Below are 22,976 nucleotides of genomic sequence, written 5' to 3' on the forward strand. Positions count from 1 at the left end.
CTACCGCTGGCCCGCTCCCCTCAGAAGCCCACTCGCAGGTTGATCTGCCCGCCGACGTCGCGGCGACCGTCGCCGTGCTGGCCCTGCACGAACATCGACAGCTGGCTGTTGCGGCCGAGCCCAACCGCCACGCCCAGCTGGCTGACCAGCGCGTTGCGTGCCATCACCGCGCTGTACACATCGAACGCATTGCCGCCGACCGCGAAGCGGTTGCGGCTGGCCACGTCGGTGTCACCCGAAGCATGCTGCCAGCCGAGGCCGACCGTCAGCTGTGCCGGGAAGCGCTCGCCGCTGCCCACGTCCCAGCGGCCCCGCACACCCACGGTGCTGACATTGAGCGTGTCCTTGCCGCCTTCCAGCTCCAGCGCAGCAGTGCCGCCCTGCTCCACCGCGCGATCACTGTCGACCCAGTGCTTGGTGAACTGCACATACGGCTGCAGCTGGGTCCTGCCGTGGGTCCAGGTCCAGCTGCCTTCCACCTGGGCGATGGTCACATCCGAGTCCTGGCGGCTGTACAGGGTCTGGCCCAGCAGCGGCACCTCACGCGTGGTGCGCGTGCGGTAGTCGCCGCGCGACACGCTGCCACCGACCGCAAAGCCGTTGTTCCATTGACCCTGCGCATACAGGCCGAAGGTGTTGCCACGCAGGCGGGCGCGCGAGCTGCGATCGTACAGGCGCGTATCCAGCCGTTCGTTGCCGGCCGCTGCACCCAGCACCACGTGCTCGCCCAGCTGCCAGTCCACGCCGGCCATCAGCGCATTGCGGTTGGAGCGGATGTCGTCGCCGTTGCCATCACCATCCTGCCTGAACACCTTGCCGCTGCCGGCCAGCCAGGCCGAGGCACGCTCACCGCGCACGGTCGGCAGCTCACTGCCCAGACGCTGGCGGATACCCTCTTCCAGGTAATTGTCGTACAACAGCACCGCACGGCTGGCCGCATGCACTTCACCGGACAGCTGGTCGAAGGCCGCGCGCGCGGTACCCGCGTCATACATCAGCAGCGTGTTGTACAGGCCCAGCGCCGGACCACTCTGCGGCAGGCTGTCCAGCGCTGCGGCGGTGTTGTACTGGTTGCGCGTCTTCGCCGCCGTGGTGAAGGCTGCGGTCTGCGCCACATCGATCTGCAGATTGGCCGTGTTCGCCGTGTAGACCGGGGTGATGGTCAGGAAGGCCGACGGCGTCTTCGCCGAAGCGAACTGCCCGCTCACGCCACCGCCCGCATTGACCACGGTGTACTGCTGGCCCTGCTGGTAGCTGGTGCTCGGCGAGATGGTATTCACCTGCACGCTGCTGCCACCCACGTTGGCACTGCCACCCACCTGCACCGTGTCGCTGCCGGTGGCACCCAGATCGATGCCCAGCGTGCTGCCCGGCGACAAGGTCAGGTTGCCACCCACCGTGATCGTGCCGGTGCCATTGCCCGCACCGCTGCCATTGCCTGGGCCATTACCCGGCGACAGCACGCCGCCACTGGATACCGTCACGCCACCACCGGTACCCCCGATGGTGCCGGTGCCGGACAGCGTGGTACCGCTGCCGATGGTCCACTGGCCGCCGATGTTGCCGGTGACATTCAGGCCACCGCCGGTGACCTGGCCGGTGCCGCTGAAACCACCGCTGTTGCCGCCAAGGTTCAGGCCCCCCGGACCGGCCTGCACGATGCTGCCGTCACCGCTGATGCTGCCGCCCAGCGTGGTGCTGCCACCGGTGTTGATGATCAGCCCACCGTTGTTGGTGATGTTGCCGGTGATCGAGCCACTGGCGCCGCCATTGCCAACCTGCACCGTGCCACCGGCGTTGATGGTGGTGCCGCCGGTGTAGGTGTTGTTGCCGGTCAGGGTGATGGTGCCAGCGCCGGCCTGGGTCAGGCCACCGCTGCCGCTGATGGTGCCGCCAACGGTGGTATTGCCACCGACGTTGAACACCAGGCTGCCGTTGTTGCTGACGTTGCCGGCAATCGATCCGCTCGCGCCGCCGTTGCCGACCTGCAGCGTGCCGCCGGTGTTGATGGTGGTGCCGCCGGTGTAGGTGTTGTTGCCGCCCAGGATCAGCGTGCCGCTGCCGGCCTGGGTCAGGCCACCGCTGCCGCTGATGGCGCCGCCGACGGTGGTGTTGCCACCCACGTTGAAGATCAGGCTGCCGTTGTTGGTGACGCTGCCGCCAATCGCACCGGTCGCGCCGCCATTGCCCACCTGCAGGGTGCCACCGGCAGTGATGGTGGTCGGGCCGGTGTAGGTGTTGTTGCCGGTCACGGTCAGCGTGCCACTGCCGGCCTGGGTCAGGCCACCGCTGCCGCTGATGGTGCCGCCCAGCGTGGTGTTGCCCGCGACGTTGGACACAAGCGTGCCGTTGTTGGTGATGTCGCCGACGATCGAGCCGGTCGCACCACCATTGCCCAGCTGCAGCGTGCCGCCGGCATTGATGGTGGTACCGCCGGTGTAGGTGTTGGTGCCGGTCAGCACCAGCGAGCCACTGCCCGCCTGGGTCAGGCCACCCGTACCACTGATGGTGCCGCCCAGCAGGGTGTTGCCCGCGACGTTGGAGATCAGCGAACCATTGTTGGTGATGTCGCCAGCGATCGAACCGGTCGCTCCACCATTGCCCACCTGCAGCGTGCCACCGGCAGTGATGATGGTGCCGCCGGTGTAGGTGTTGTTGCCGACCAGCGTCAGCACGCCGGCACCGGCCTGGGTCAGGCCACCACTGCCACTGATCGCGCCGCCGACCGTGGTGTTGCCCGCCACGTCGAACACCAGGCTGCCGTTGTTGGCGACATTACCGGTGATCGCACCGGTCGCACCGCCATTGCCGACCTGCAGCGTGCCACCGGCATTGATGGTGGTGCCGCCGGTATAGGTGTTGTTGCCGGTCAGAGTCAGCGTGCCAGCGCCGGCCTGGGTCAGGCCACCGCTGCCGCTGATGGTGCCGCCCAGCGTGGTGTTGCCCGCCACGTTGGACACCAGCGCGCCGTTGTTGGTGATGTCGCCGACGATCGCGCCGGTCGCACCACCGTTGCCCACCTGCAACGTGCCGCCGGCATTGATGGTGGTACCGCCGGTATAGGTGTTGTTGCCGGTCAGCACCAGCGTTCCGCTGCCAGCCTGGGTCAGGCCACCGCTACCGCTGACCACACCGCCCACGGTTGCGGTGCTGCCCAGGTTGTAGACCAGGCTGCCGTTGTTGGTGATGTCGCCCAGCACCGAACCGGAGCTGCCACCGTTGCCGAGCTGCAGCGTGCTGCCACCGTTGATGGTGGTGCCACCGGTATAGACGTTGTCGCCGCTCAGGGTCAGCGTGCCGGTGCCGCTCTGCACCAGGCCACCGGTGCCACTGAGCACACCGCCGAAGGTGGTGCTGCCGTTGTTGCCGCCGGTGGTCAGGGTCGCACCGCCCAGCACCACGCTGGATCCGGTTACGCCGGCCAGGCCTCCGATGCTCTGGTTGCCACCGGCACTGATGTCCAGCGTACCGGCACCGGCCAGGTTCACCGTGCTCGCACCCGACAGGCTGCCACCGGCCGCCACCGCCAGCGTGCCGCTGTTGATGGTGGTGTTACCGGTGTAGGTGCTGGCACCGCCCAGGGTGACCGTTGCTGCGCCATCCTTGAGCAGGCCGCCAGCGCCGCTGATCGGGCCGTTCAAGGTCAGCGCGTTGCTGCCGGCAAGGGTCAGCGTGCCGCTGGCCAGCTGCACGGTATTGGCCAGCGTCAGCGCGCTGGTGCCGTCCAGGCTGGCATTGCCGCCCACGGTCAGCGTGCCGGTTCCCAGTGCATTGTTGTTACCCAAGGCAAGGCCACCGGCGTTGAGTGCCACGCCACCGCTGAAGGTATTGCTGCCGGTCAGGCCCTGGATGCCTGCACCATTCTTCACCAGGCCACCGGTACCGGTAATGTCACCAGCGAAGGTCGTGTTTCCTACGCCATTGAGGGTCAGTGTGCTGCCGCCGAGCGCAACCGTACTGCCGGTAACACCCGCCAGTGATCCGATGCTCTGCGCACCACCGGCAGAAATATCGAACGCTGTTCCGGCGTTGGCCAGTGTCACCGCGCCATTCGCTGCCAGACTTCCTCCGGCGCCAATCGCCAGCGTGCCCGCATTGATGGTGGTGCCACCAGTGAAGGTATTGGCACCGGTCAGGGTCTGGGTGCCGGTGCCTTCCTTGATCAGCCCACCGGTACCCCCCACCGAACCACTGAACGTGCCATTGACGGGACCACCAATGGTCAAGGTGTTGCCGCCCAGGTTCACCGTGCCGTTGCCGATCAGGGTACCGAACTGCTGCGTGCCGCTGCCCGCCGACAGATCGAAGGTCGCACCACTGGCCAGGTTGACGATGCCACTGGCATGCAGGCTCGCGCCGGCACCCAAGGCCAACGTACCGGCATTGATGAAGGTGCCACCGGTATAGGTATTGGCACCGTTCAAGGTCAGCGTTGCGGCGCCCTCCTTGGTCAGCGAGCCGGTGCCACTCAGGCTGCCGTTGAGGGTGAGGTTGTTGCTGCCGAGCACGGTCAGCCCGGCGTTGAGGACGAAATTGTTGGCCAACGTCACCGCAGTGTTCGAATCGAGCGTACCGTTGCCACCCACCGTTACCGCCCCGGTGCCCAGCGCAGCATTGTTGCCGACCACCAGGCCACCGGCATTGAGCGTTACACCGCCACTGAAGGTGCTGGCGCCGTTGAGGGTCTGCACGCCTGCGCCGTTCTTGACGAGGCCACCATTGCCGGTGATCGCACCGTTGAACGTGCTGTCTACCGTGCCACCCAGGGTCAGCGCGCTGCCACCGAGTGCCACCGTGCTGCCGGCCACGCCGGCCAGCGAACCGATGCTCTGGTTGCCCGCAGAGATATCGAGGGTACCGGTACCTGCCAGGTTCACCGCGCCGGTCGACGCCAGGCTGCCGCCGGCGCCGATCGCCAGCGTGCCGCTGTTGATGGTGGTGCCTCCGGTGTAGGTGTTCGCACCGGTCAGGGTCACGGTGGCCGCACCATTCTTGATCAGCCCACCGGTACCGGAAACCATGCCGCCCAGGGTCAGTGCATTGCTGCCCAGCAGGTTGAGGTTGGCACCTGATGCCAGCGTGATGTTGTTGGCCAGGTTGGCCGCGGTCGAAGCATCCAGCGTAGCGCTGGCCCCCACCGTCAGCGCACCGCTGCCAAGCGCGGCGCTGTTGCCGACCACCAGGCCACCGCCGTTGAGCGCCAGGCCGCCGTTGAACAGGTTGGCGCCGCCCAGCGTGAGGATGCCGGTGCCGTTCTTGACCAGGCCACCGGTGCCGGAAATCGCGCCGTCGAACACGCTGTTGCCGTTGCCGCCGAGGATCAGCGACTGCGCGCCCAGAGTGACCGTGGAGCCGGTCACCCCGGCCAACGAACCAATGGTCTGGCTGGCACCGGACGTCGAGATGTCGAAGCCGGTTCCCGCTGCGGTAAGTGTCACTGCACCGGTGGCCGCCAGGCTGCCGCCCGGACCGATCGCCAGTGTGCCGGCATTGATGAAGGTGCCGCCGGTGTAGGTGTTGGCACCGGTCAACGTCTCGATGCCCGCACCGACCTTGGTCAGGCTACCCGTACCTGCGATCGAGCCACTGAAGGTGCCATTGGTCGCCCCGCCGACTTCGATCGAATTGGCGCCCAGGTTGACCGTACCGTTGCCGACCAGGGTGCCGAACACCTGCGTGCCACTGCCGGCCGACAGATCCAGCGTCGCGCCGGTGGCGAGGTTCACGGTACCGCTCGCCGCCAGGCTGGCACCGGCACCCAGCGCCAGTGTGCCGGCGTTGATGTTGGTACCACCGGTATAGGAGTTGATACCGTTCAAGGTCAGCGTTGCGCCACCATCCTTGGTCAGGCTGCCGGTACCGGAAATCACCCCGTTGAGCGTCAGCGCATTGGTGCCCAGTACGGTCAGGCCTGCGTTAAGCGCGATGTTGTTGGTCAGTGCTGCCAGGCCGGTGGTGTCCAGCGTGGCGGCCCCGCCGACGGTGAGCGCGCCAGAGCCCAGCGCCACGTCATTGCCGAGCACCAGCCCGCCTGCGTTGAGCGTCACGCCGCCGCCAAACGTGTTGGCACCGGACAACGTCTGCACGCCTGCACCCACTTTCACCAGGCCGCCGCCGCCACTGATCACGCCATCGAACGCAGCGTTGCTGGCGGTTCCGAACGTCAATGAGTTTCCGCCCAGCGCCAGCGTGCTTCCGCCCGCACCGTTGAGCGCGCCGATGGTCTGGCTGCTGCCGGCACCGGAGATATCGAAGCCAGCGCCTGCGCCCAGCATGACATCACCCGCCGCGGCAAGGCTGCCACCGGTTCCCAGTGCCAGCGTACCGGCGTTGATGGTGGTACCGCCGGTATAGGTGTTGGCACCGGACAGCGTCAGCGTGGTGGCACCGTTCTTGATCAGGCTGCCGTTGCCATCGATCACACCCGACAGCGTCAGCGCATTGCTACCCGGCAATGTCAGTGCGACACCCGAGCCCAGCGTGACCGCATTGCCGAGCGTCGCTGCAGCACCCGCATCCAGCGTGGTGCTGGCATTCACCGCCAGCGTGCCGGAACCGAGTGCGCCGTTCGCGCCGACCACCAGGCCACCACCGTTCAAGGTCAGGCCGCCACCGAAGGTATTGGTGTTGTTGAGCGTCAGCAGGCCTGCACCGTTCTTGATCAGGCTGCCGCTGCCGGCCACCACGCCTGCAAGGGTGAGATCGCTGCTGCCGCCCAGCGTCAGCTGCGTACCCCCACCGAAGTTCACGGCGTTGGCCAGGTTCAGTGCCGTCGTTCCGTCCAGGCTGACGTTGCCGCCGATGCCCAGCGTGCCCGTGCCCAGCGCCCCCGAATTCCCGAGGATCAGGCCACCGGCATCAAGCGCGACACCGCCACTGAAGGTATTGGCACCGGACAGCGTCTGCACGCCAGCACCGACCTTGATCAGCCCACCGCTGCCATCGATGACGCCGGCAAAGCTGCCATTGCTGGCGCCACCGAAAGTAAGGGTCTGCGTGCCCAATGCCACATGGCCGCCTGCCACGCCGTTCAACGCGCCAATGGTCTGCCCGGCACCCGCTGCGGAGATGTCCAGCGTCGCGCCGGCACCGGCGAGGTCCACCGCACCGATGGCGGCAAGACTGCCACCCGCGCCGAGTGCCAGCGTACCTGCGTTGACCGTGGCGCCACCGAGGAAGGTATTGGCACCGGACAAGGTCAGCGTCGAGGCGCCGTCCTTGATCAGGCCACCGGTACCACTCACCACACCGCTCAGAGTGAGATTGCTGCTGCCCGGCAGGGTCAGCGTATTGGCGCCCAGGTTCACTGCATTGACCAGCGAAACCGGGGCACTCGCATCCAGAGAAACATTGCCGCCGATGTTCAGTGCACCGGTACCCAACGCACCGTTGGCGCCGACCGACAGACCGCCCGCATTCAGCGTCAGACCACCACTGAAGGTGTTGCTGTTGTTCAACGACAGCACGCCAGTGCCGGTCTTGATCAGGCCACCGGTGCCGGTGATCAGTCCGCCCAGAGCAACATTCTCATTGCTGGTCAGGCTCAGCTGCGCACCGGCATCGAGATCGATGGCATTGCCCAGGTTCAATGCCACCGTACTGCCCAGGGTCGCGTTCGCGCCCACGGCAAGCAGCCCGGTTCCCAGTGCGCCAGCGTTGCCCAGCATCAGGCCACCGCCGTTGAGCGTCAGCCCACCGGCGAAGTTGTTGGCGCCGTTGAGCGTGAGCGTGCTGGCGCCGTTCTTGACCAGGCCACCGGCTCCGGAAACCACCCCGCCAAGCGTGATCGCCTGCGAACCCGGCAGCGACAACACGGCCCCACTGCCCAGAGTGACATTGTTGACCAGGTTCAACGCCGTGCTGCCATCGAGCGATGCATTGCCACCCACGCTCAATGCGCCCGTCCCGAGTGCACCGCTGTTGCCCAGCAGCAGGCTGCCGGCATTGAGGTTCAGGCCGCCGCTGAATGCATTGGTGCCGTTCAAGGTCAGCAGCGAGGCACCGTTCTTGGTCAGGCTGCCGGTGCCGGTGATGTTGCCGCCCAGGGTGAGGTTCTGGCTGCCCGGCAGCGTCAGCACCGCGCCAAGGTTGATGGCATTGCCCAGATTCAGTGCTGCGGTTGCGTCGAGCGAGCCATTGCCGCTGACCGTCAACGCGCCGGTACCGAGTGCACTGCCGTTGCCCAGCAACAGGCCACCGGCCGCCAGGTTCAGGCCACCACTGAAGGTATTGGCGCCGCTGAACGTCTGCGTGCCCGTTCCCTGCTTGACCAGGCCACCGGTACCGCCGATCACGCCGCCGAATGCCTGGTTGGTGGCATCACCGAAGGTGAGCGTGCTGCCGCCCAGCGAGAGGATGCTGCCTGCCGCACCGGACAGCGCACCGATGGTCTGGTTGCCGCCGAGCGAGATGTCCAGTTCGGCGCCGGCCCCCGCCAGGCTCACCGCCCCGGTGGCCGCCAGACTGCCGCCACTGGCCAGTGCCACCTTTCCTGCGTTTACGTTCAGACCGCCGGTGAATGCGTTGGCCCCACCCAGCGTGAGCGTGGAGGCGCCGTTCTTGACCAGGCTGCCGGTACCACCGATCACGCCGCCCAGCGTCAGCGCGTTGGAGCCCAGCACGTTGAGCGAACCACCCACCCCCAGGTTGATGCCGTTGCCCACGGTCAGTGCCGAGCTGGCATCAAGCGTCACCGCGCCACCGACATTCAATGCGCCAGTTCCCAGCGCACCGCCGTTGCCGAGCACCAGTCCTCCAGCCATGAGCGACAGCCCTCCACCAAACGTGTTGGCGTTGTTGAGGGTCAGGGTGGCCGCGCCGTTCTTGACCAGGCTGCCGGAGCCACCGATCACGCCATTGAAGGTCAATGCCTGGTTGCCGGACAGATTGAGAATGCTGCCCGCGCCCAGATTGACCGCGTTGGCGAGAGCGAGCGCCCCGGTGCCATCGAGAGACACGTTGCCGCCAACACTAAGTGTTCCAGTACCCAGCGCGCCTGCATTGCCCAGCAGCAGGCCACCGCCGTTGAGCGTGACGCCACCTGTGAAGGTATTGGCGCCCGACAGGGTCTGGGTACCCGTACCGACCTTGACCAGCGCGCCGCCGACACCGCCGATGACGCCGGAGAAGCTCGTGCTGGTGTTCAGGCCACCCAACGTGAGGCTGCGCGCGCCAAGGTTGAGCGCACCGGATCCGGCGAGTGAGCCGATGGTCTGGCTGGCCGCAACCGAGAGATCGAGGTTGGTACCTGCGCTCAGCGACATCGCACTTGTCGGCGACAGGCTGCCACCGGCGCCCAATGCCAGCGCACCACCGGTGACCGCGAAGGAGCCCGTAAGCAGGTTGGCACCATTCAAGGTGAGGGTACCCGGACCCGCCTTGATCAGGTTGCCAGCGCCGGAGATCGAACCATTCAGGCCCAGCGCGTTGCTGCCCAGCAGGTTGAGCGTGCCGCCACCGTTGATGACGAGGTTGTTGCCCAGATTGAAGTTGGCCGAGGTATCCAGCGAAGCGTTGCCACCGACGGTCAGACTGCCGCTGCCGAGCGCACCGGCATTGCCGAGCACCAGGCCGCCAGCATTGAGGTTGACGCCACCGCTGAACAGGTTCGCACCGCCCAGGGTGACGATGCCGGTGTTGTTGACCGTCAGCCCACCGGTACCGGATAGCACGCCACTCAAACCGAAGCCTTGGGCACCGCCCAGGTTCAACCCGCCATTGAGGGTGAAATTGTTGCCCAGCGACAGGCCTGCACCACTGGCCGCGATCGAGCCGCCAGTGACGGTAAACAGGCCGGAACCGAATGCGGCGTTGTTGTTGAAGTTCACCACGCCGCCACCGAGGGTGATCGCGCCCGTGCCCGACCACGGCCCCTGCAGGTTCCAGGTGCCGCTGTTGACGGTGAGCTTCTGGAAGCCGATGTAGTTGGTCCAGCCGATGCTCGACGCAGGCCCGTTGTTACCCGCGTTGTCCTGCAGCACCAGGGTGTTGTTGGCGGCACCGGTGCCGATGCCTGCATCAACCGAGCCCGCCGCTGCGACCTTGACCCCGGTTACGCCGGCGAGCAGGCCTGCAGGTGCGCTACCGCCACCGGTAACCACGGTGGACCCTGCCACGGCAGTGAAAGTATTGCCGCCGGTGGAATCACCCAGATGCACACTGCCCGAGATCGTGCCCGAATTGGTGAACGTATTGCCTGTCGAAGCACCCAGGCCGACACGACCGGTGATGCTGCCACGGTTGGTCACGTTGGCCTGTGCTCCGCCATAGGTCACCACCGACGTCGCATCCGCAAGCTGCCCTATCCCCAGCAGCGACATTCCAATCGAACCATCATTGACCAGCGTGGTGGTCCCACCTGCGGCATTCTGCGCGGTGACCGCCTGGCCGCCGAAACCCAGCAAAGTGCCGATGTTGAAGATGCCCTTGATCTGGCCGCCAGTCTGGTTGTTGACCGTGATCGCGCTGCCACCGGCGGTGTTGTTGCCGACCACCAGGCCGGCCGCGGCCAGGCTGAGACCACCGGTCAGGAACGGATCGATCGTGCCGGCGTTGTTGACCGTGGTGTTGCTGCCGCTCAACGTCACCGCATTGCCGCCCAACAGCAGAGGCACGCTGAACACCGCGCCATTGGCGATGTTCAACGTCAGGCCGCTGGTCGGGTTGACGTAGTTGTTGATGTTGGTGGAGCTGTCGCAGTTGACGGTCGTGGTGCCAGTGCACGCCGCGAATACCGAACCACTGGCCAGCGTGGCAGCCAATGCCACCGCCAACTGGTGCGCCCTCAATCGCGGCACCCGCCCTGCGCAGACCGCGCTTCCGCCGGGATTCTGGGCGACCTCCGAAGCAACCTGCATTACGCCGAGGGCACGATTGAAAACCAGACGGTAAATGCGGTTCATCGGTAAATCTCCATGAAAAGACCGGATGGCACTGCAGGCAGGTTTTTTGAAGACAATGCGGCCCACCCCGGCTCCCGACACGGGAACAAGGCCTGGCTTCATTAACTTCTGAAAATCTTCACATCTTCACGCGACCGCACCTGAAAAAGGCAGGTCAACGTGTCCGTCAAGGCGAAAACTCCCCGATTTCGCATGACGAATGGCGGCACTGTGCGGCCGATGGCGCCAGCGGCATGTGAATCACGCTCGTTATTTTCATGACGCACGTCAAATAAAACGGGCGGACAAAATGGTTTTGCCGAAAATGCATATACCTGCAGCAGGCGGAGATTCCTTTCTCCGCCCAACTAAATGCATTCAGCTGCTCGAGAGTTTCATCAGCACCAGGCCGGAAACGATCAGCACCGCCGCACCGATCCGCATCGGGCTGACCTGCTCACCGAGGAAGACGATGCCGACCACGAACGCACCGACCGCGCCGATGCCGGTCCAGATCGTGTAGGCGGTGCCCAGCGGCAGGCTGCGCATGGCCACCGCCAGCAGCCAGAAGCTGGCGATCATGCCGATGATGGTGACCACGGTTGGGGTGAGCTTGGTGAAGCCTTCGGACTGCTTCATGGACACGGCCCAGACGATTTCCAGCAGGCCGGCGAACAACAGATAGATCCAGGCCATGACAGCCCTCCTCTTGGTAGGGCCAGGCCGTCCTGGTCATTGATTCCCGATGTGGGGGAGGTCGTTCCTCCTGGCCGGCATTCTAGCAACGCCGGTCGGCGCGGGGCGTTGCCGGCAGACGCGGGTTACAGCCGATTCAGTGCACGAAGCTGGCGTCGATGTACCTGCCTGCGCTATAGTTGCCGTCTGCCATCGGCCAGCCGATGTGCAGTCCGGCTGTGGTCTCCGGCGCATCGCGCGCTGCTTCCCCTGATCCGTGAACCGGCCGCCCACTGGGCGGCCAACGTCTCTATGGTGGCCCCGTCGGCCCCTCGCGACGCTAGGTCGAAAATCCCGCCAGGGCCGGAAGGCAGCAACGGTATCGATCGACGCGGGCGCCGAGGTCAGCCGGCGGGGCCATCGCCTTTTCGGGCGTGGCCCCACTTCTGGTAGCTGCCAGCCTTGGCTGGCGCCCTTCACCGGGCATCGCCCACCACTACCCCGCCGCGGGCGTGCCCTGGTGAAACACCACCCTCCATTCCTGCGCATGCCGTCGCCACAGCGAACTGCGCAACACCCAGCCCTGGGCCTGGCCATCAACGTGATAGCGGCTGCGGTAGCGCACCTGGGCCAGATCCTCGGCCAACAGCCACACCGCGTACTGTTCCGATTCGATCAGCACCTGCGCGTGCTCCAGCGGGATCTCCTGCAACGCCGCAACACGGCCGTAGCATTGCCCGGAACTGCCGATCTCGCTGAAATCCTCGTCCAGAAGTGCCGCCAGTTGCTCGCGATCGGCCCGCACCTGCGGCGCATGCAGCGCGCGTTCCAGCGCCTCCAGCTCGGCAGCCAGCGCCGCGTCGGCGGGCTGGCCAGCACCGCTCACGGCGGATCCTGCACCAGCACGTGCGCTGCAGTGGGGTTGGCCAGCGGCACGCACTGCCCCGGCTGCGCCACACGGTGCCCCCGCGCGGCCAGCGCTTGGCCGTCGGCCGCGCTCGCATAGTGGTAGAGCATCATCCGCGCCTGCAGTTCGGCGCTGTACTCGCGCTCCAGGTCGTCCACGCCAGTATGCGACGGGTTGCCGTGCAGGCCGCAGTCGTGCGCGATCAGTTCATTGTCGTTGGCGAAGCGGGCCAGCATCTCCGGAATCGGCCGGGTATCGCCGCTCCAGGTCAGCGCGCCCTGCAGGCGCAGGCCATAGGCCGTCTCCGGCCAGTGGTGGCGCACCGGGAACACTTCCAGGCGCACGCCCTCGTGCCAGAACGCATCGCCCACCACGATCAGCTGGAACGCATCCCAGAAGTTGGCACCGCCCTCGGCCAGCACGTTCGGATAATCACCGATGCGCTTGTGCAGCAGCGGCACCACCGTGGCGGGCACGTACAGGCGCACCTTGCCGCGCCGGTGCGCATTGAAGAAGGTGTCCACGAACAGGCGCTCGAAGCCGGCCACGTGGTCCAGGTGCACATGGGTGACGAACAGCGCCTGCGGCATGTGGCCGTAGTGCGCCTTGAACGCGGTCAGGCCTTCGCCGCCACAGTCGATGGTCAGCCACGGCCGACCGTCCCGTTCGATCACCGACATCGGCGACCCCAGCTCGACCGCCGACGCATTGCCGACGCCGAGGAAACGCAACGACCAGTCCATCAGGTGCCCCGGTTCCAGGCCATGTCATAGGCGCGGCGCAGCCGCGCGTAATCCTTCTGCACGTCTTCCATGCTGCGCTCGCCGCGCAGCTTGATCAGCGAGCGCAGCAGGCGCTTGAGATTGCGTTCGCGCCAGGCGGTCGCCGGGATGCGGATCACCCCGCGGTCGAAGTCGATCAACCAGCCGTGGCCGTTGCCGTCGAACAGGATGTTGTGCGCATTGAGGTCGGCATGGTCCAGGCCGGCACGATGGAAGCGGGCGATCAGCCGCCCGGTCTCCTCCCACGGTGCGCCCCGCCCCGCGACCAGCGCGCGGTCGGCCAGCGAACGGACACCCTCGATCCGCTCCATCAGGATCGCAGCCCGGTAGCGCAGGCCCTCGCGCATGTAGAACGCCGCCAGTGGCCGGGGCACCGGCAGCTTTTTCTCGCGCAGCGCGCGCATCAGCCGGAATTCGGCGAAGCTGCGCGTCCGGTCCGCGCCGCGCCAGAGGTACTGGTCATGGCTGATCTTCGCCGCCAGGCCACCGCGCAGGTAGTGGCGCAGCACGCTGGCGCCGAACGGCGCATCGACGAACCAGGCGCTGCCACGACCGCCCTCGCCCACCGGCCGAGCCCTGCTGCCCCAGTGCTGGGGCGAGAACAGGCCGATCTCGGCTTGCCGCAGCCGCTCGCGGTCGAACAGAATGGCCCCGATGCCGCGACCCTCGCGGCATGGCGTCAGCGCTTCATTGGCGTCGAATGCGACCATTTCATTGAGTCTAACAACACATGGCATCAGCGTCCTCCTCCTTGTGCCTCCTGCGCCTGTCCGCACTTGGCGATGTCACCCACGTGGTGCCCCTGGTGCGCACCCTGCAGGCTGCGCGCCCGGATACGCCGATCCACTGGATCATCGACAAGGCCGGCCACAAGTTGCTCGACGGCCTGCCCGGTGTCACCTTCCACGCCTACGACAAGAAGAGCGGCATGGCCGGGGTCAAGGAACTGCGCAGGCAGCTGCCGCCGGGGCGCTTCGAAGCGCTGTTGCAGATGCAGGTGGCGTTCCGCGCCAACCTGCTGTCGGCCTTCATTCCCGCAGAGCGTCGCATCGGCTATGACCGCAGCCGCTCGAAGGACCTGCATGGTCTCTTCATCAACGAACGCATCCCCGACCGCCCCGGCATCCATGTGCTGGATGCCATCGGCAGTTTCTGTGAACCCCTTGGCCTGCGCCAGACCGAGGTCAGCTGGGACCTGGCGGTGCCACAGTCCGCGTATGAGTGGGCTGCCGCGCAATGGCAGGACGATGGCCGCCCGGTGTTGATGATCTCGCCCTGTTCCAGCCACGTGCGCCGCAACTGGTATGCAGACCGCTACGCCGCCGTGGCCAACCACGCCGCACAGCGCGGTTGGCAGGTGGTGCTGTGCGGAGGCCGCAGCGAACTGGAGCGCAGCATGGCCGATGCCATCCAGGCGCAGCTGCACACACCGGCGCTTGACCTGGTCGGCAAGGACACCTTGAAGCAGCTGCCGGCGCTGCTTGCCCGCGCCAATCTGGTGATGACCCCGGACTCGGGCCCGATGCACATCGCCAACGCGATGGGCGCCAAGGTACTGGGCCTGCATGCAGCCAGCAACCCGAACCGCAGCGGTCCCTATTCCGACCGCCGCTACTGCGTGGACCGCTACGACGATGCCGCGCGCAAGTACCTGGCCAAGCAGGCCTCGGATCTGAAGTGGGGCACCAAGATCGAGTTCGACGATGTGATGGAACTGATCACCGTGGAAGACGGTATCGCTGCGTTCGAACGCTACGTCGCCGACCACCTGGGGTGAGCAGCAGGCTGCCCCGGATTACGCGCGCTGCGCGTAATCCTGGTAGGACTTCTCTTCCACGTACGCCGAACCCAGCGCCAGGTTGATCGCCTTCTTGATGCGCGCGCGTTCGTCATTGCGCAGGTAGACGCTGCGCGCCAGGTCGATGAAACCCTGGTCGAACGCCTGCGCCTTCTCTTTCAGGCGGATGTCGTCCTCGATGTCCCACAGCTGCTCGTTGACCGCCTTCAGCTCGGCACGCAGCTTGGCGATGTCCTTCACCGCCGCCGGGTGTGCCATCCAGGTCTGCTCCAGCGCCGACAGTTCTTTGCGCACATTGGCCAGCTTGCCCTCGTCACTGATGCGCTCGGACTTGATCTGCAGGATCGAGATCTTGTCCAGCAGCTCGCCGAAAGAAACGGGGACGAGGATTTCAGCGGTCATGGGGAAAGCTCCAACAGGTGATGCAGGCAGTTTAACCCGCAGCTCGCGATGGAATGGGCAGATCCACGCCATGCGTGGATGAGCCTGCCAGCAGGAACAGCATCCACGCATGGCGTGGATCTACTGATGCACCTGCCCCGACAGGGGCGGGGAGAGGCAGGCAAAGGGAGGGGCCCACAGGTTGCGCAGCAACATGTGGGGCGACGCGCTGAGCGCGGCGCGTCCCGCGCCAGATTAAAGAAAAAGGGCTGCCGAAAGGCAGCCCTTTTTCTTTAATCTGGCGGAGAGGGGGGGATTCGAACCCCCGAGGCGCTATAAACGCCTGCCTGATTTCGAGTCAGGTACATTCAACCACTCTGCCACCTCTCCGGGTGGTCCCCGGCGGACCGGGGACGCGCATCATACGAGGAAGTGAGGCCGACGACAAGTCATTCCGGCCAACGAAGTGAAAATTTCCTGAGCGCATGCCTTGCCGGATGCGCGCAGCCACCCGATGATGCCTGTCTCCCCAGCAACACCCCGCCCCAGCGCCCATGATCGAATTCGGACACCTCACCCACCCCGGCATGCGCCGCGAGCTCAACGAGGACACCTACTACGGTGACAGTGAGCTGGCCCTGTGGCTGGTGGCCGATGGCATGGGCGGGCACGCCTGCGGTGAAGTGGCCAGCGCGCTGGCGCGCGAGACCATCGTGCGCGAGATCCGCCGCGGCGCACCGCTGGCGCAGGCCATCCGCACAGCCGACGAAGAGATCATCCGCGCCTCGCGCCGGCGCAACGACACGTTGCCGATGGGCACTACCGTGGTCGCCGCACGGGTACAGGGCAACCGCTATGAAGTGGCGTGGGTCGGCGACAGCCGTGCCTACCTGTGGCGCGACGGACAGCTGGCCCAGCTCAGCCAGGACCACAGCGTGGTGCAGGAGCTGGTCGCGCAGGGCAACCTGACCGCCGAACAGGCGCGTGCGCATCCGCACCGCAACGTGGTCACCCAGGCGCTGGGCGTGACCGATCCGGCGCATCTGAACGTGGCCACCACCAGCGGCGAACTGCGCCCGGGCATGCAGCTGTTGCTGTGCAGTGACGGCCTGACCGAGGAAGTGGACGACCGCAGCATCGCGCGCACCCTCGCCTTCGAGGATGCCAGCGCACAGGAATGCGTGGACACGCTGGTCGCCGCCGCGCTCGATGGCGGCGGCCGCGACAACATCAGCGTGATCCTGGTGCGCTGCCACTAACCGGTAGATCCACGCCATGCGTGGATGCGGCGCTGCCGGCCAGCGGCCGGCACTACCCCACCAGGCATTACGCGCTGGCGGGCTCTTCCACCTTCGGGCCATCCCACAGCGCGTGGCCAGCCTTCTTGCGCAGCCGCTCCAGTCGCGCCGCATGCGCTTCCAGCTCCGACGGCGTGGCCACCACGCGCGGGCGCGGCAGCAGCTTGCTGGTATCGAAGGCCTGCAGCGCCGCACCGGCACCACCGCCATCGTCATCGCCCAGACCGAAGCCGATTTCTTCCTGGCCCGAGGTCAGCGCTATATAGACGTCGCCCAGGATCTGCGCATCGAGCAGGCCGCCATGCAGCGCACGGTGCGAGTTGTCCACGCCCAGCCGCTTGCACAGCGCATCCAGCGAATTGCGCTGGCCCGGGAAGCGCTCGCGCGCCATCACCAGGGTATCGATCACGGTGCAGCGGTCGGTGATCTTCCCGTACTGCGGCCCCAGCAGCGACAACTCGTTGTCGAGGAAGCCGAGGTCGAACGCCGCGTTGTGGATGATCAGCTCGGCGCCATCGATGAAGGCCAGGAACTCGTCGGCGATCTGCGCGAAGTCCGGCTTGTCATCGAGGAACTCCAGGGTCAGGCCGGTGACTTCCTGCGCGCCCTGTTCGAACTCGCAGTCCGGCTTGATGTACTGGTGATAGTTGTTGCCGGTCGGGCGGCGCTTGAACAGCTCCACGCAGCCGATTTCGACGATGCGGTTGCCCTTCTTCCACTCCAGGCCGGTGGTTTCGGTATCGAGGATGATCTGACGCATGGGCTCAGTTTACCGGGCTGGCGTCGCGGATCTGGATCGCCGCGTTGCGGGCCAGCGTATCCACCCGCTCATTGTCCGGGTCGCCGGAGTGACCCTTCACCCAGCGCCAGTCGATCTGATGCCGCAGCGTGGCCGCCTGCAGGCGCTCCCACAGCTCGCGGTTCTTTACCGGATCGCCGCCAGCCGTCTTCCAGTTCTTGCGGATCCAGCCCGGCATCCACTGGGTCAGACCCTGCCGCACATACTGCGAATCGGTATAGAGCACGATGTTGCACGGCTCGGTCAGCGACTCCAGCCCGGAAATGGCCGCCATCAGCTCCATCCGGTTGTTGGTGGTGTGCGCCTCGCCACCGCTCAGTTCGCGCTCGTGGCCCTTGTAGCGCAGCAGCGCAGCCCAGCCGCCGGGGCCGGGATTGCCAAGGCAGGAACCGTCGGTGTGGATTTCGATGGTTTTCAATACAACTCCAGAATCAGGTAGCTACGGTGCCGTGCCAGCGCACCGGCAGCGGTTTCGGCCCAGGCAGGGCCAGCGTACGTTTTTCCGCATGGAACAGGCAGGCCGCGCGCAGCGGTGCCCAACCTCCGGGACGACGGCTGCCCGCACCGCGCCAGAGCGGGCCCAGGTAACGCATATCGTCGCATTCCAGCCCATGACGGCCGAGCAGCAGGCGGATCCGCTGCGGCGTGCGCACCACCAGTCCATGCTGGCGCCATCGCGTGCGATACGGACTGAACGGATTGAGGCTGCTCAGCCACAGATGGCCGCCCGGCATCAGTACGCGCTCGCACTCGTCGAGCAGCCGATCAGCGTCGGCCGCGGTGACATGCTGCAGCACGATCGCATTGACGCTTTCATTGGCCAGCGGCAGCGGCAGCGCACAACGGGTGTCGCCGGCATAGCCCTGCCCCTGCCGGAACAGGCGCAGACCGCGTCCGCCCAGCTGTGCATCGTCCAGCCAGGCCGCACTTGGTGCGATCCACAGCCAGGGCTGCGCCGGCAGCACCGACAGCTGCGGCAGCAGCAATTGCCGCTCCAGCACACGCAAGGCCTCCGCCGGTTCGCTGTTGAACCACGGGGTCTGGCTCGCTTGACGGGTGCTCTGCAGCGCGGGCATGGTCCAATTCTATGCGACTGACTGCCCTGCCCGCATTTGCGGATAACTACATCTGGACGCTGATCGACAACGAGGGCGCTGCCGTGGTCGTTGACCCCGGCGATGCCGCGCCAGTGCTCGCGCTGGCCGATCAGGGCCTGCGCGTGGACACGATCCTGCTCACCCATCACCACGACGACCACATCGGTGGCGTGCCGGCATTGCAGGCGCGTTTCCCCGGCGTACGGGTCATCGCGCCGGTCGAGGAACGCATTCCCACGGCCACCGAGCGGGTCGGCGAAGGTGAACGCGTTCAGGCACTGGGCCGGACGTTCCACGTACTATCCGTGCCCGGGCATACCCGCAGCCACATCGCGTTTCACACTGCTGAACATCTTTTCAGCGGAGATTCGTTGTTCAGCCTGGGCTGTGGACGCCTGTTCGAAGGTACGCCGTCCCAGCTGCTGGCGTCGATGCGCAAGCTGGGTGCCCTGCCCGCGCAACTGCTGCTTTGTTGCGCTCATGAGTACACCGTGTCAAATGCCGTCTTCGCGCGGCATGTCGACCCCGCCAACGCTGCCTTGTGGCAGCGCCAAGAGGAGGCTTTGGCCATGCGCCGCGATGACCGTTCCACCCTGCCGGTAACCCTGGCCAACGAATTCGACTGCAATCCCTTCCTGCGTGTGCACGCTGCACCGATCCGTGCGTCGGTGTCGGCACACCTGGGCCGTGACGTCGTGGACGACGTCGACGTGATGGCCGGTCTCCGGCACTGGAAAGACGGCTTCCGCGCATGATGCGCCGAAGTCTGCCGCTGGCCCTGGGCCTTGCCCTGGGGCTGGCCGGAACCGCGGGCGCACAGTCGCTGGGCGCCGGCATCAGCCAGAACCTGACCGCCGCTGCGGCGCTGCCGCTGGATCCGTCCGCGCTGCCTGCGCCCTCGGTGCGCAATGGCCAGGAGATCTTCACCAGCTTCCGCGACGGCCTGGCCGAGCCCAGCTGCGATGCCGAGGCTACCAGCCCGCGCTGGCAGAAGCAGTTCGCCCACGCCCCCTCGCGCCTGGCCAACCAGGATGACGATGCGCTGGTGCTGTTCGGCTATGTGGTCGAAGAGCTGCGCAAGGCGAACCTGCCCACCGAATTCGCGCTGATCCCATTCGTGGAAAGCGGCTATCGGCCCAATGCCCGCAACGGCAGCGGCCCGACCGGCCTGTGGCAGTTCATCGCCACCACGGCGCGCAACCACCGCGTACCCATGGCCAACGGCTACGACGGCCGCCTGTCGGCGGTTGATTCCACCCAGGCCGCGGTGCGCTACCTGAAAACCCTGCACGGCATGTTCGGCGGCGACTGGCGACTGGCCACCATGGCCTACAACGCCGGCGAGTACCGGGTGCTGCAGTCCATGCGCAAGGCCGGCATGAACGCGCAGAATGCCAAGCCGGCAGCCCTGCCGGGGCTGTCGCCGGTTACCCATGCCTATGTCGAGAAGCTGCATGCCCTGGCCTGCGTGCTGGAAGACGTGGAGGACCAGCCTCGCGTGATGGCCTCGCTGGACCGCACCGTGCCGGTGTTGAAGGACCACACCCTGCCGGCCGGCACCAGCGTCCAGCAGTGGGCCGCACAGCGCGCCCTGGACCCCGCCAGGATCGCCCGCCTCAACCCGGCCCTGGCCGCCGGCAACCGCGCCTCCGGAACCACTCGGGTCCTGGCCCCGGTCTCGGCCGCCAATGCGACGGTGACGGAAGCCGCGACCACGCTGGTGGCCAGCACCGCACCGGTTGCCACGACCACGCCGACGCCGCAGGTGGCCAAGACCGTGGCCGCGATCGCCGACCGCCCGCGCAGCCGCCGCCACACCGTGCGTGATGGCGAGTCGGCCTGGACCATCGCCCGCCGCTACGGCATGCCGGTAAAGGCCCTGCTGTCGCTGAACGGCCTGAGTGGCAGCAGCGTGCTGAAGCCCGGCGCAGTGCTGCGCGTCGAGGACTGACGCGCTCCAACCCCGCTGTATCTGCTCTTTGTAGAGTCGAGCGATGCTCGACTGCATCTGCACGACTCTACAAAAGGCGGTCGAGCAAGCTCGACCACTACCAAAGCTCAAGCGCGCCACAGACGACGCGAAGGCATAAAAAAAGGCCCGGCATTGCCGGGCCTTCTTCGATCCTGCCCCGCCGCGAGGCTTACAGGTTCTCTTCGGTGGTCTGGATCACGAACTTCCTGCGCATCGCCTCGACGTAGGCCTTGGCTGCGGCCATGCCGTCGATCTGGCTCAGCTGATCCTTGAGCTGCTTCTGCTGCTCGGCGGTCACTTCCTTGATGTCGCCCGGGTTGACCTTGTTCACGGCGAACAGCAGCGCGTGGCCGTTGACGTCGACCTTGCCGTAGCTCGGCTTGCCTTCCGCCGGCACCGGCGCACTGAAGATCGCGCGGTTGATTTCCGGGGTCGGCACCGGCTGGCTGCGCGGCAGGCCCGGCATCGGGCTCAGCTGCAGCTTCTCGCTGGCGGCCAGCGACTGCAGGGTGGCGCCCGCCTTCAGCTTGGCCAGCACGGCGTCGGCGGCCTTGTCGCTGGCCTGGCGCTGGCGGTCGGCGCGGATCGCGGCGATCACCTGTTCACGCGCCTTGTCCAGCGGCGTTGCCTGTTCCGGGGTATGCGCGGCAACGCGGATGACCACGCTGTGGTTGGTGGCACCGCCCAGGGCGATCGGGTCGCTGGCAGTACCATCCTGCACCAGCACTTCGGAGAAGGCGGCGCGCAGCACGGCCGGATCAGTGGCAATACCGCTGGCGGTGGCACGGGTGATCGGGCCCAGGGTCTGCAGCGGCAGGTTCACTTCCTTGGCCGCAGCAGCCAGATCACTCGGGCTCTTGTTGATGGCATCGACCAGGTGGCCGGCCAGCTCGTTGAAGCCGCGCTCGCCGTCGGCCTTCAGCTGCTCGGCGGCCAGCGTGTCACGCACTTCCTCGAACGACTTGCCTTCGCCGCCACGCACCGCGGCGACCTTGATGACGTGGTAGCCGAAGTCGGTCTTGACCGGGCCGATCACGTCACCCGCCTTGGCGGCGAACAGGGCGTCTTCGAACGGCTTGACCATCGCGCCACGCTCGACCCAGCCCAGATCACCGCCCTGGTCCTTCGAACCCGGGTCTTCCGAATTGGCCTTGGCCAGTGCAGCGAAGTCGGCACCCGCCGCCTTGGCTTCGGTGGCGATCTTGTTCGCCTTGGCTTCGGCACCGTCACCGGTGATCAGGATGTGCGCGGCCTGGCGCTGTTCCGGCGAAGTGAACTTCGCCTTCTCGTCCTCATAGCGCTTGCGCAGGGTCGCTTCGTCGGCCGCGGTCGGTGCCGGCAGGTTGGCGCCATTGATCTCGACGTATTCCAGCGACACGCTTTCGGCCTGGCGGAAATCCTTGCCGTGGCTGTCGTACCACTGCTTGATCTGCTCATCGGTGACCGGCGCGGTATCGGCCGGAACCTCCGGCAGCGCGGCCAGTTCGACGTCGCGGGTCTCACCCAGCAGCTTCAGCAGGCGCTCGGTCTCGGCCTGGGTGACGAAGCCCGAATTCTGCAGGCCCGACGGGATCACCGACTGCTGCAGGCTCTCGCGCACCAGCTCCTGGAACTGCGTGGGGGTACGCGGCGGATTGCCACCGGCCAGAGCCAGGCGGTAGTTGTTCTCGTTGAACTTGCCGTTCGAATCGAGGAAGGCCGGGATGGTGGCGATGTACTCGCGCACCGCGCCATCGCCGATCACAACACCGGCCTGCTCGCCCACCAGGCGCACGACCTGCTCGTCGATCAGCTGATCGAGCACGGCCATCTTGTTTTCAGTGCTTTCGAACGCGCGCGGGTCGAAGTTCTCGCCCTGCTGCTGGCGCTCACGCATGCGCTCCTGCTCGAAGCGGGTGCGGAAATCCTGCGCGCTGATCTCGTGGTGCTGCCACAGCATGCGCACCGGCCACCACGACGGTGCCGAACGCCACCAGGTCGGAGGCGCGGAAACCTTGGCCACGTTCTGTGCGCCAACGCCACCCAGGTAGCTGTTGTCGATCACGAACAGGAACGGAATCATCAGCAGCCCCAGGATCACGGTGACGATCCAGCCTGAGGTCTTGTCGCGGAGTTTCTGCAGCATGGTGAGGAATCACAAGGCCTGATTGGCGAGCCCGGCAGTGTAACCCGCTTCGTCGCAGGGACCAAAAGCAGCGCCGGCGCGGCCTGCGCCGATCTCCGCGGACCTGTGCCGTCAGCACCTCGGCAGGCCTGCCGCAGGGCACAAAGAAAAAGCCCCCGGCTTGCGCCGAGGGCTTTTAAAGTTGGCGGAGCGGACGGGACTCGAACCCGCGACCTCCGGCGTGACAGGCCAGCATTCTAACCAGCTGAACTACCGCTCCGCG

At 66.5% G+C, this 22,976-nt stretch carries 14 protein-coding genes, 2 tRNA genes and 1 other RNA gene; 5 read left to right on the plus strand and 12 right to left on the minus strand.

The window, feature by feature from the left end; genetic code table 11:
- Window positions 1–20: 20 nt before the first annotated feature.
- Window positions 21–10,901 (minus strand): autotransporter-associated beta strand repeat-containing protein, encoded by a 10,881-nt coding sequence (locus ACX9OT_RS15055; protein ID WP_459002764.1) that lies wholly within the window; start codon window positions 10,899–10,901, stop codon window positions 21–23.
- A 357-nt stretch (window positions 10,902–11,258) separates the two neighbouring features.
- Window positions 11,259–11,576: a DMT family transporter gene (locus ACX9OT_RS15060; protein WP_010483859.1), complete on the minus strand. Its 318-nt coding sequence runs from the start codon at window positions 11,574–11,576 to the stop codon at window positions 11,259–11,261.
- Window positions 11,577–11,876: 300 nt separating this feature from the next.
- Between ACX9OT_RS15060 and ffs the strand changes: the two genes are divergently transcribed.
- An RNA gene (ffs, locus tag ACX9OT_RS15065) (signal recognition particle sRNA small type) lies at window positions 11,877–11,973 on the plus strand.
- A gap of 78 nt (window positions 11,974–12,051) precedes the next feature.
- Here ffs and ACX9OT_RS15070 read toward each other — a convergent pair.
- Genes ACX9OT_RS15070 through ACX9OT_RS15080 form a run of 3 tightly spaced genes read right to left on the minus strand, consistent with a single transcriptional unit; the run spans window position 12,052 to window position 13,954 of the window.
- Window positions 12,052–12,441: a nuclear transport factor 2 family protein gene (locus tag ACX9OT_RS15070; protein ID WP_459002766.1), complete on the minus strand. Its 390-nt coding sequence runs from the start codon at window positions 12,439–12,441 to the stop codon at window positions 12,052–12,054.
- Complete coding sequence (locus ACX9OT_RS15075) at window positions 12,438–13,205, minus strand: MBL fold metallo-hydrolase (RefSeq protein WP_049400635.1); 768 nt, start codon at window positions 13,203–13,205, stop codon at window positions 12,438–12,440. Before ACX9OT_RS15075 ends, ACX9OT_RS15070 begins: the two co-directional genes overlap by 4 nt.
- Complete coding sequence (locus ACX9OT_RS15080) at window positions 13,205–13,954, minus strand: 3-deoxy-D-manno-octulosonic acid kinase (RefSeq protein ID WP_049400634.1); 750 nt, start codon at window positions 13,952–13,954, stop codon at window positions 13,205–13,207. Before ACX9OT_RS15080 ends, ACX9OT_RS15075 begins: the two co-directional genes overlap by 1 nt.
- A gap of 20 nt (window positions 13,955–13,974) precedes the next feature.
- Between ACX9OT_RS15080 and ACX9OT_RS15085 the strand changes: the two genes are divergently transcribed.
- Window positions 13,975–15,021, plus strand: a complete 1,047-nt coding sequence (locus tag ACX9OT_RS15085) for a glycosyltransferase family 9 protein (RefSeq protein WP_049400633.1) — start codon at window positions 13,975–13,977, stop codon at window positions 15,019–15,021.
- Window positions 15,022–15,039: 18 nt separating this feature from the next.
- Here ACX9OT_RS15085 and ACX9OT_RS15090 read toward each other — a convergent pair whose 3' ends face one another.
- Window positions 15,040–15,444 carry a DUF6165 family protein gene (locus tag ACX9OT_RS15090; protein ID WP_046982834.1) on the minus strand — a complete coding sequence of 135 codons (405 nt, stop codon included), beginning with the start codon at window positions 15,442–15,444 and terminating at the stop codon, window positions 15,040–15,042.
- A gap of 278 nt (window positions 15,445–15,722) precedes the next feature.
- Window positions 15,723–15,813, minus strand: a tRNA-Ser gene (locus ACX9OT_RS15095).
- Window positions 15,814–15,977: 164 nt separating this feature from the next.
- On the opposite strand from ACX9OT_RS15095, the gene ACX9OT_RS15100 reads away from it, so the two are divergent.
- Window positions 15,978–16,682, plus strand: coding sequence for a PP2C family protein-serine/threonine phosphatase (locus ACX9OT_RS15100; protein ID WP_032129328.1), 705 nt, complete (start codon window positions 15,978–15,980; stop codon window positions 16,680–16,682).
- A gap of 67 nt (window positions 16,683–16,749) precedes the next feature.
- On the opposite strand, the gene dnaQ is transcribed toward ACX9OT_RS15100, so the two are convergent.
- Genes dnaQ through ACX9OT_RS15115 form a run of 3 tightly spaced genes read right to left on the minus strand, consistent with a single transcriptional unit; the run spans window position 16,750 to window position 18,596 of the window.
- The gene (gene dnaQ, locus ACX9OT_RS15105; RefSeq protein WP_010483873.1) at window positions 16,750–17,481 is read right to left on the minus strand and encodes a DNA polymerase III subunit epsilon; all 732 of its coding nucleotides are present in this window, start codon (window positions 17,479–17,481) and stop codon (window positions 16,750–16,752) included.
- Window positions 17,482–17,485: 4 nt separating this feature from the next.
- Window positions 17,486–17,938, minus strand: a complete 453-nt coding sequence (rnhA, locus tag ACX9OT_RS15110; RefSeq protein WP_032129326.1) for a ribonuclease HI — start codon at window positions 17,936–17,938, stop codon at window positions 17,486–17,488.
- Between the two features lie 13 nt (window positions 17,939–17,951).
- The gene (locus ACX9OT_RS15115; RefSeq protein WP_459002771.1) at window positions 17,952–18,596 is read right to left on the minus strand and encodes a methyltransferase domain-containing protein; all 645 of its coding nucleotides are present in this window, start codon (window positions 18,594–18,596) and stop codon (window positions 17,952–17,954) included.
- An 11-nt stretch (window positions 18,597–18,607) separates the two neighbouring features.
- Between ACX9OT_RS15115 and gloB the strand changes: the two genes are divergently transcribed.
- Window positions 18,608–19,372, plus strand: a complete 765-nt coding sequence (gene gloB / locus ACX9OT_RS15120) for a hydroxyacylglutathione hydrolase (RefSeq protein ID WP_032129324.1) — start codon at window positions 18,608–18,610, stop codon at window positions 19,370–19,372.
- On the plus strand, window positions 19,369–20,568 hold the full coding sequence (locus tag ACX9OT_RS15125) for a lytic transglycosylase domain-containing protein (protein WP_032129323.1): 1,200 nt from the start codon (window positions 19,369–19,371) through the stop codon (window positions 20,566–20,568). Before gloB ends, ACX9OT_RS15125 begins: the two co-directional genes overlap by 4 nt.
- Before the next feature lie 190 nt (window positions 20,569–20,758).
- On the opposite strand, the gene ACX9OT_RS15130 is transcribed toward ACX9OT_RS15125, so the two are convergent.
- Complete coding sequence (locus tag ACX9OT_RS15130) at window positions 20,759–22,714, minus strand: peptidyl-prolyl cis-trans isomerase (RefSeq protein WP_100437402.1); 1,956 nt, start codon at window positions 22,712–22,714, stop codon at window positions 20,759–20,761.
- A 182-nt stretch (window positions 22,715–22,896) separates the two neighbouring features.
- Window positions 22,897–22,973, minus strand: a tRNA-Asp gene (locus tag ACX9OT_RS15135).
- Window positions 22,974–22,976: the final 3 nt, after the last annotated feature.

This window comes from Stenotrophomonas genospecies 3, from assembly GCF_054473855.1.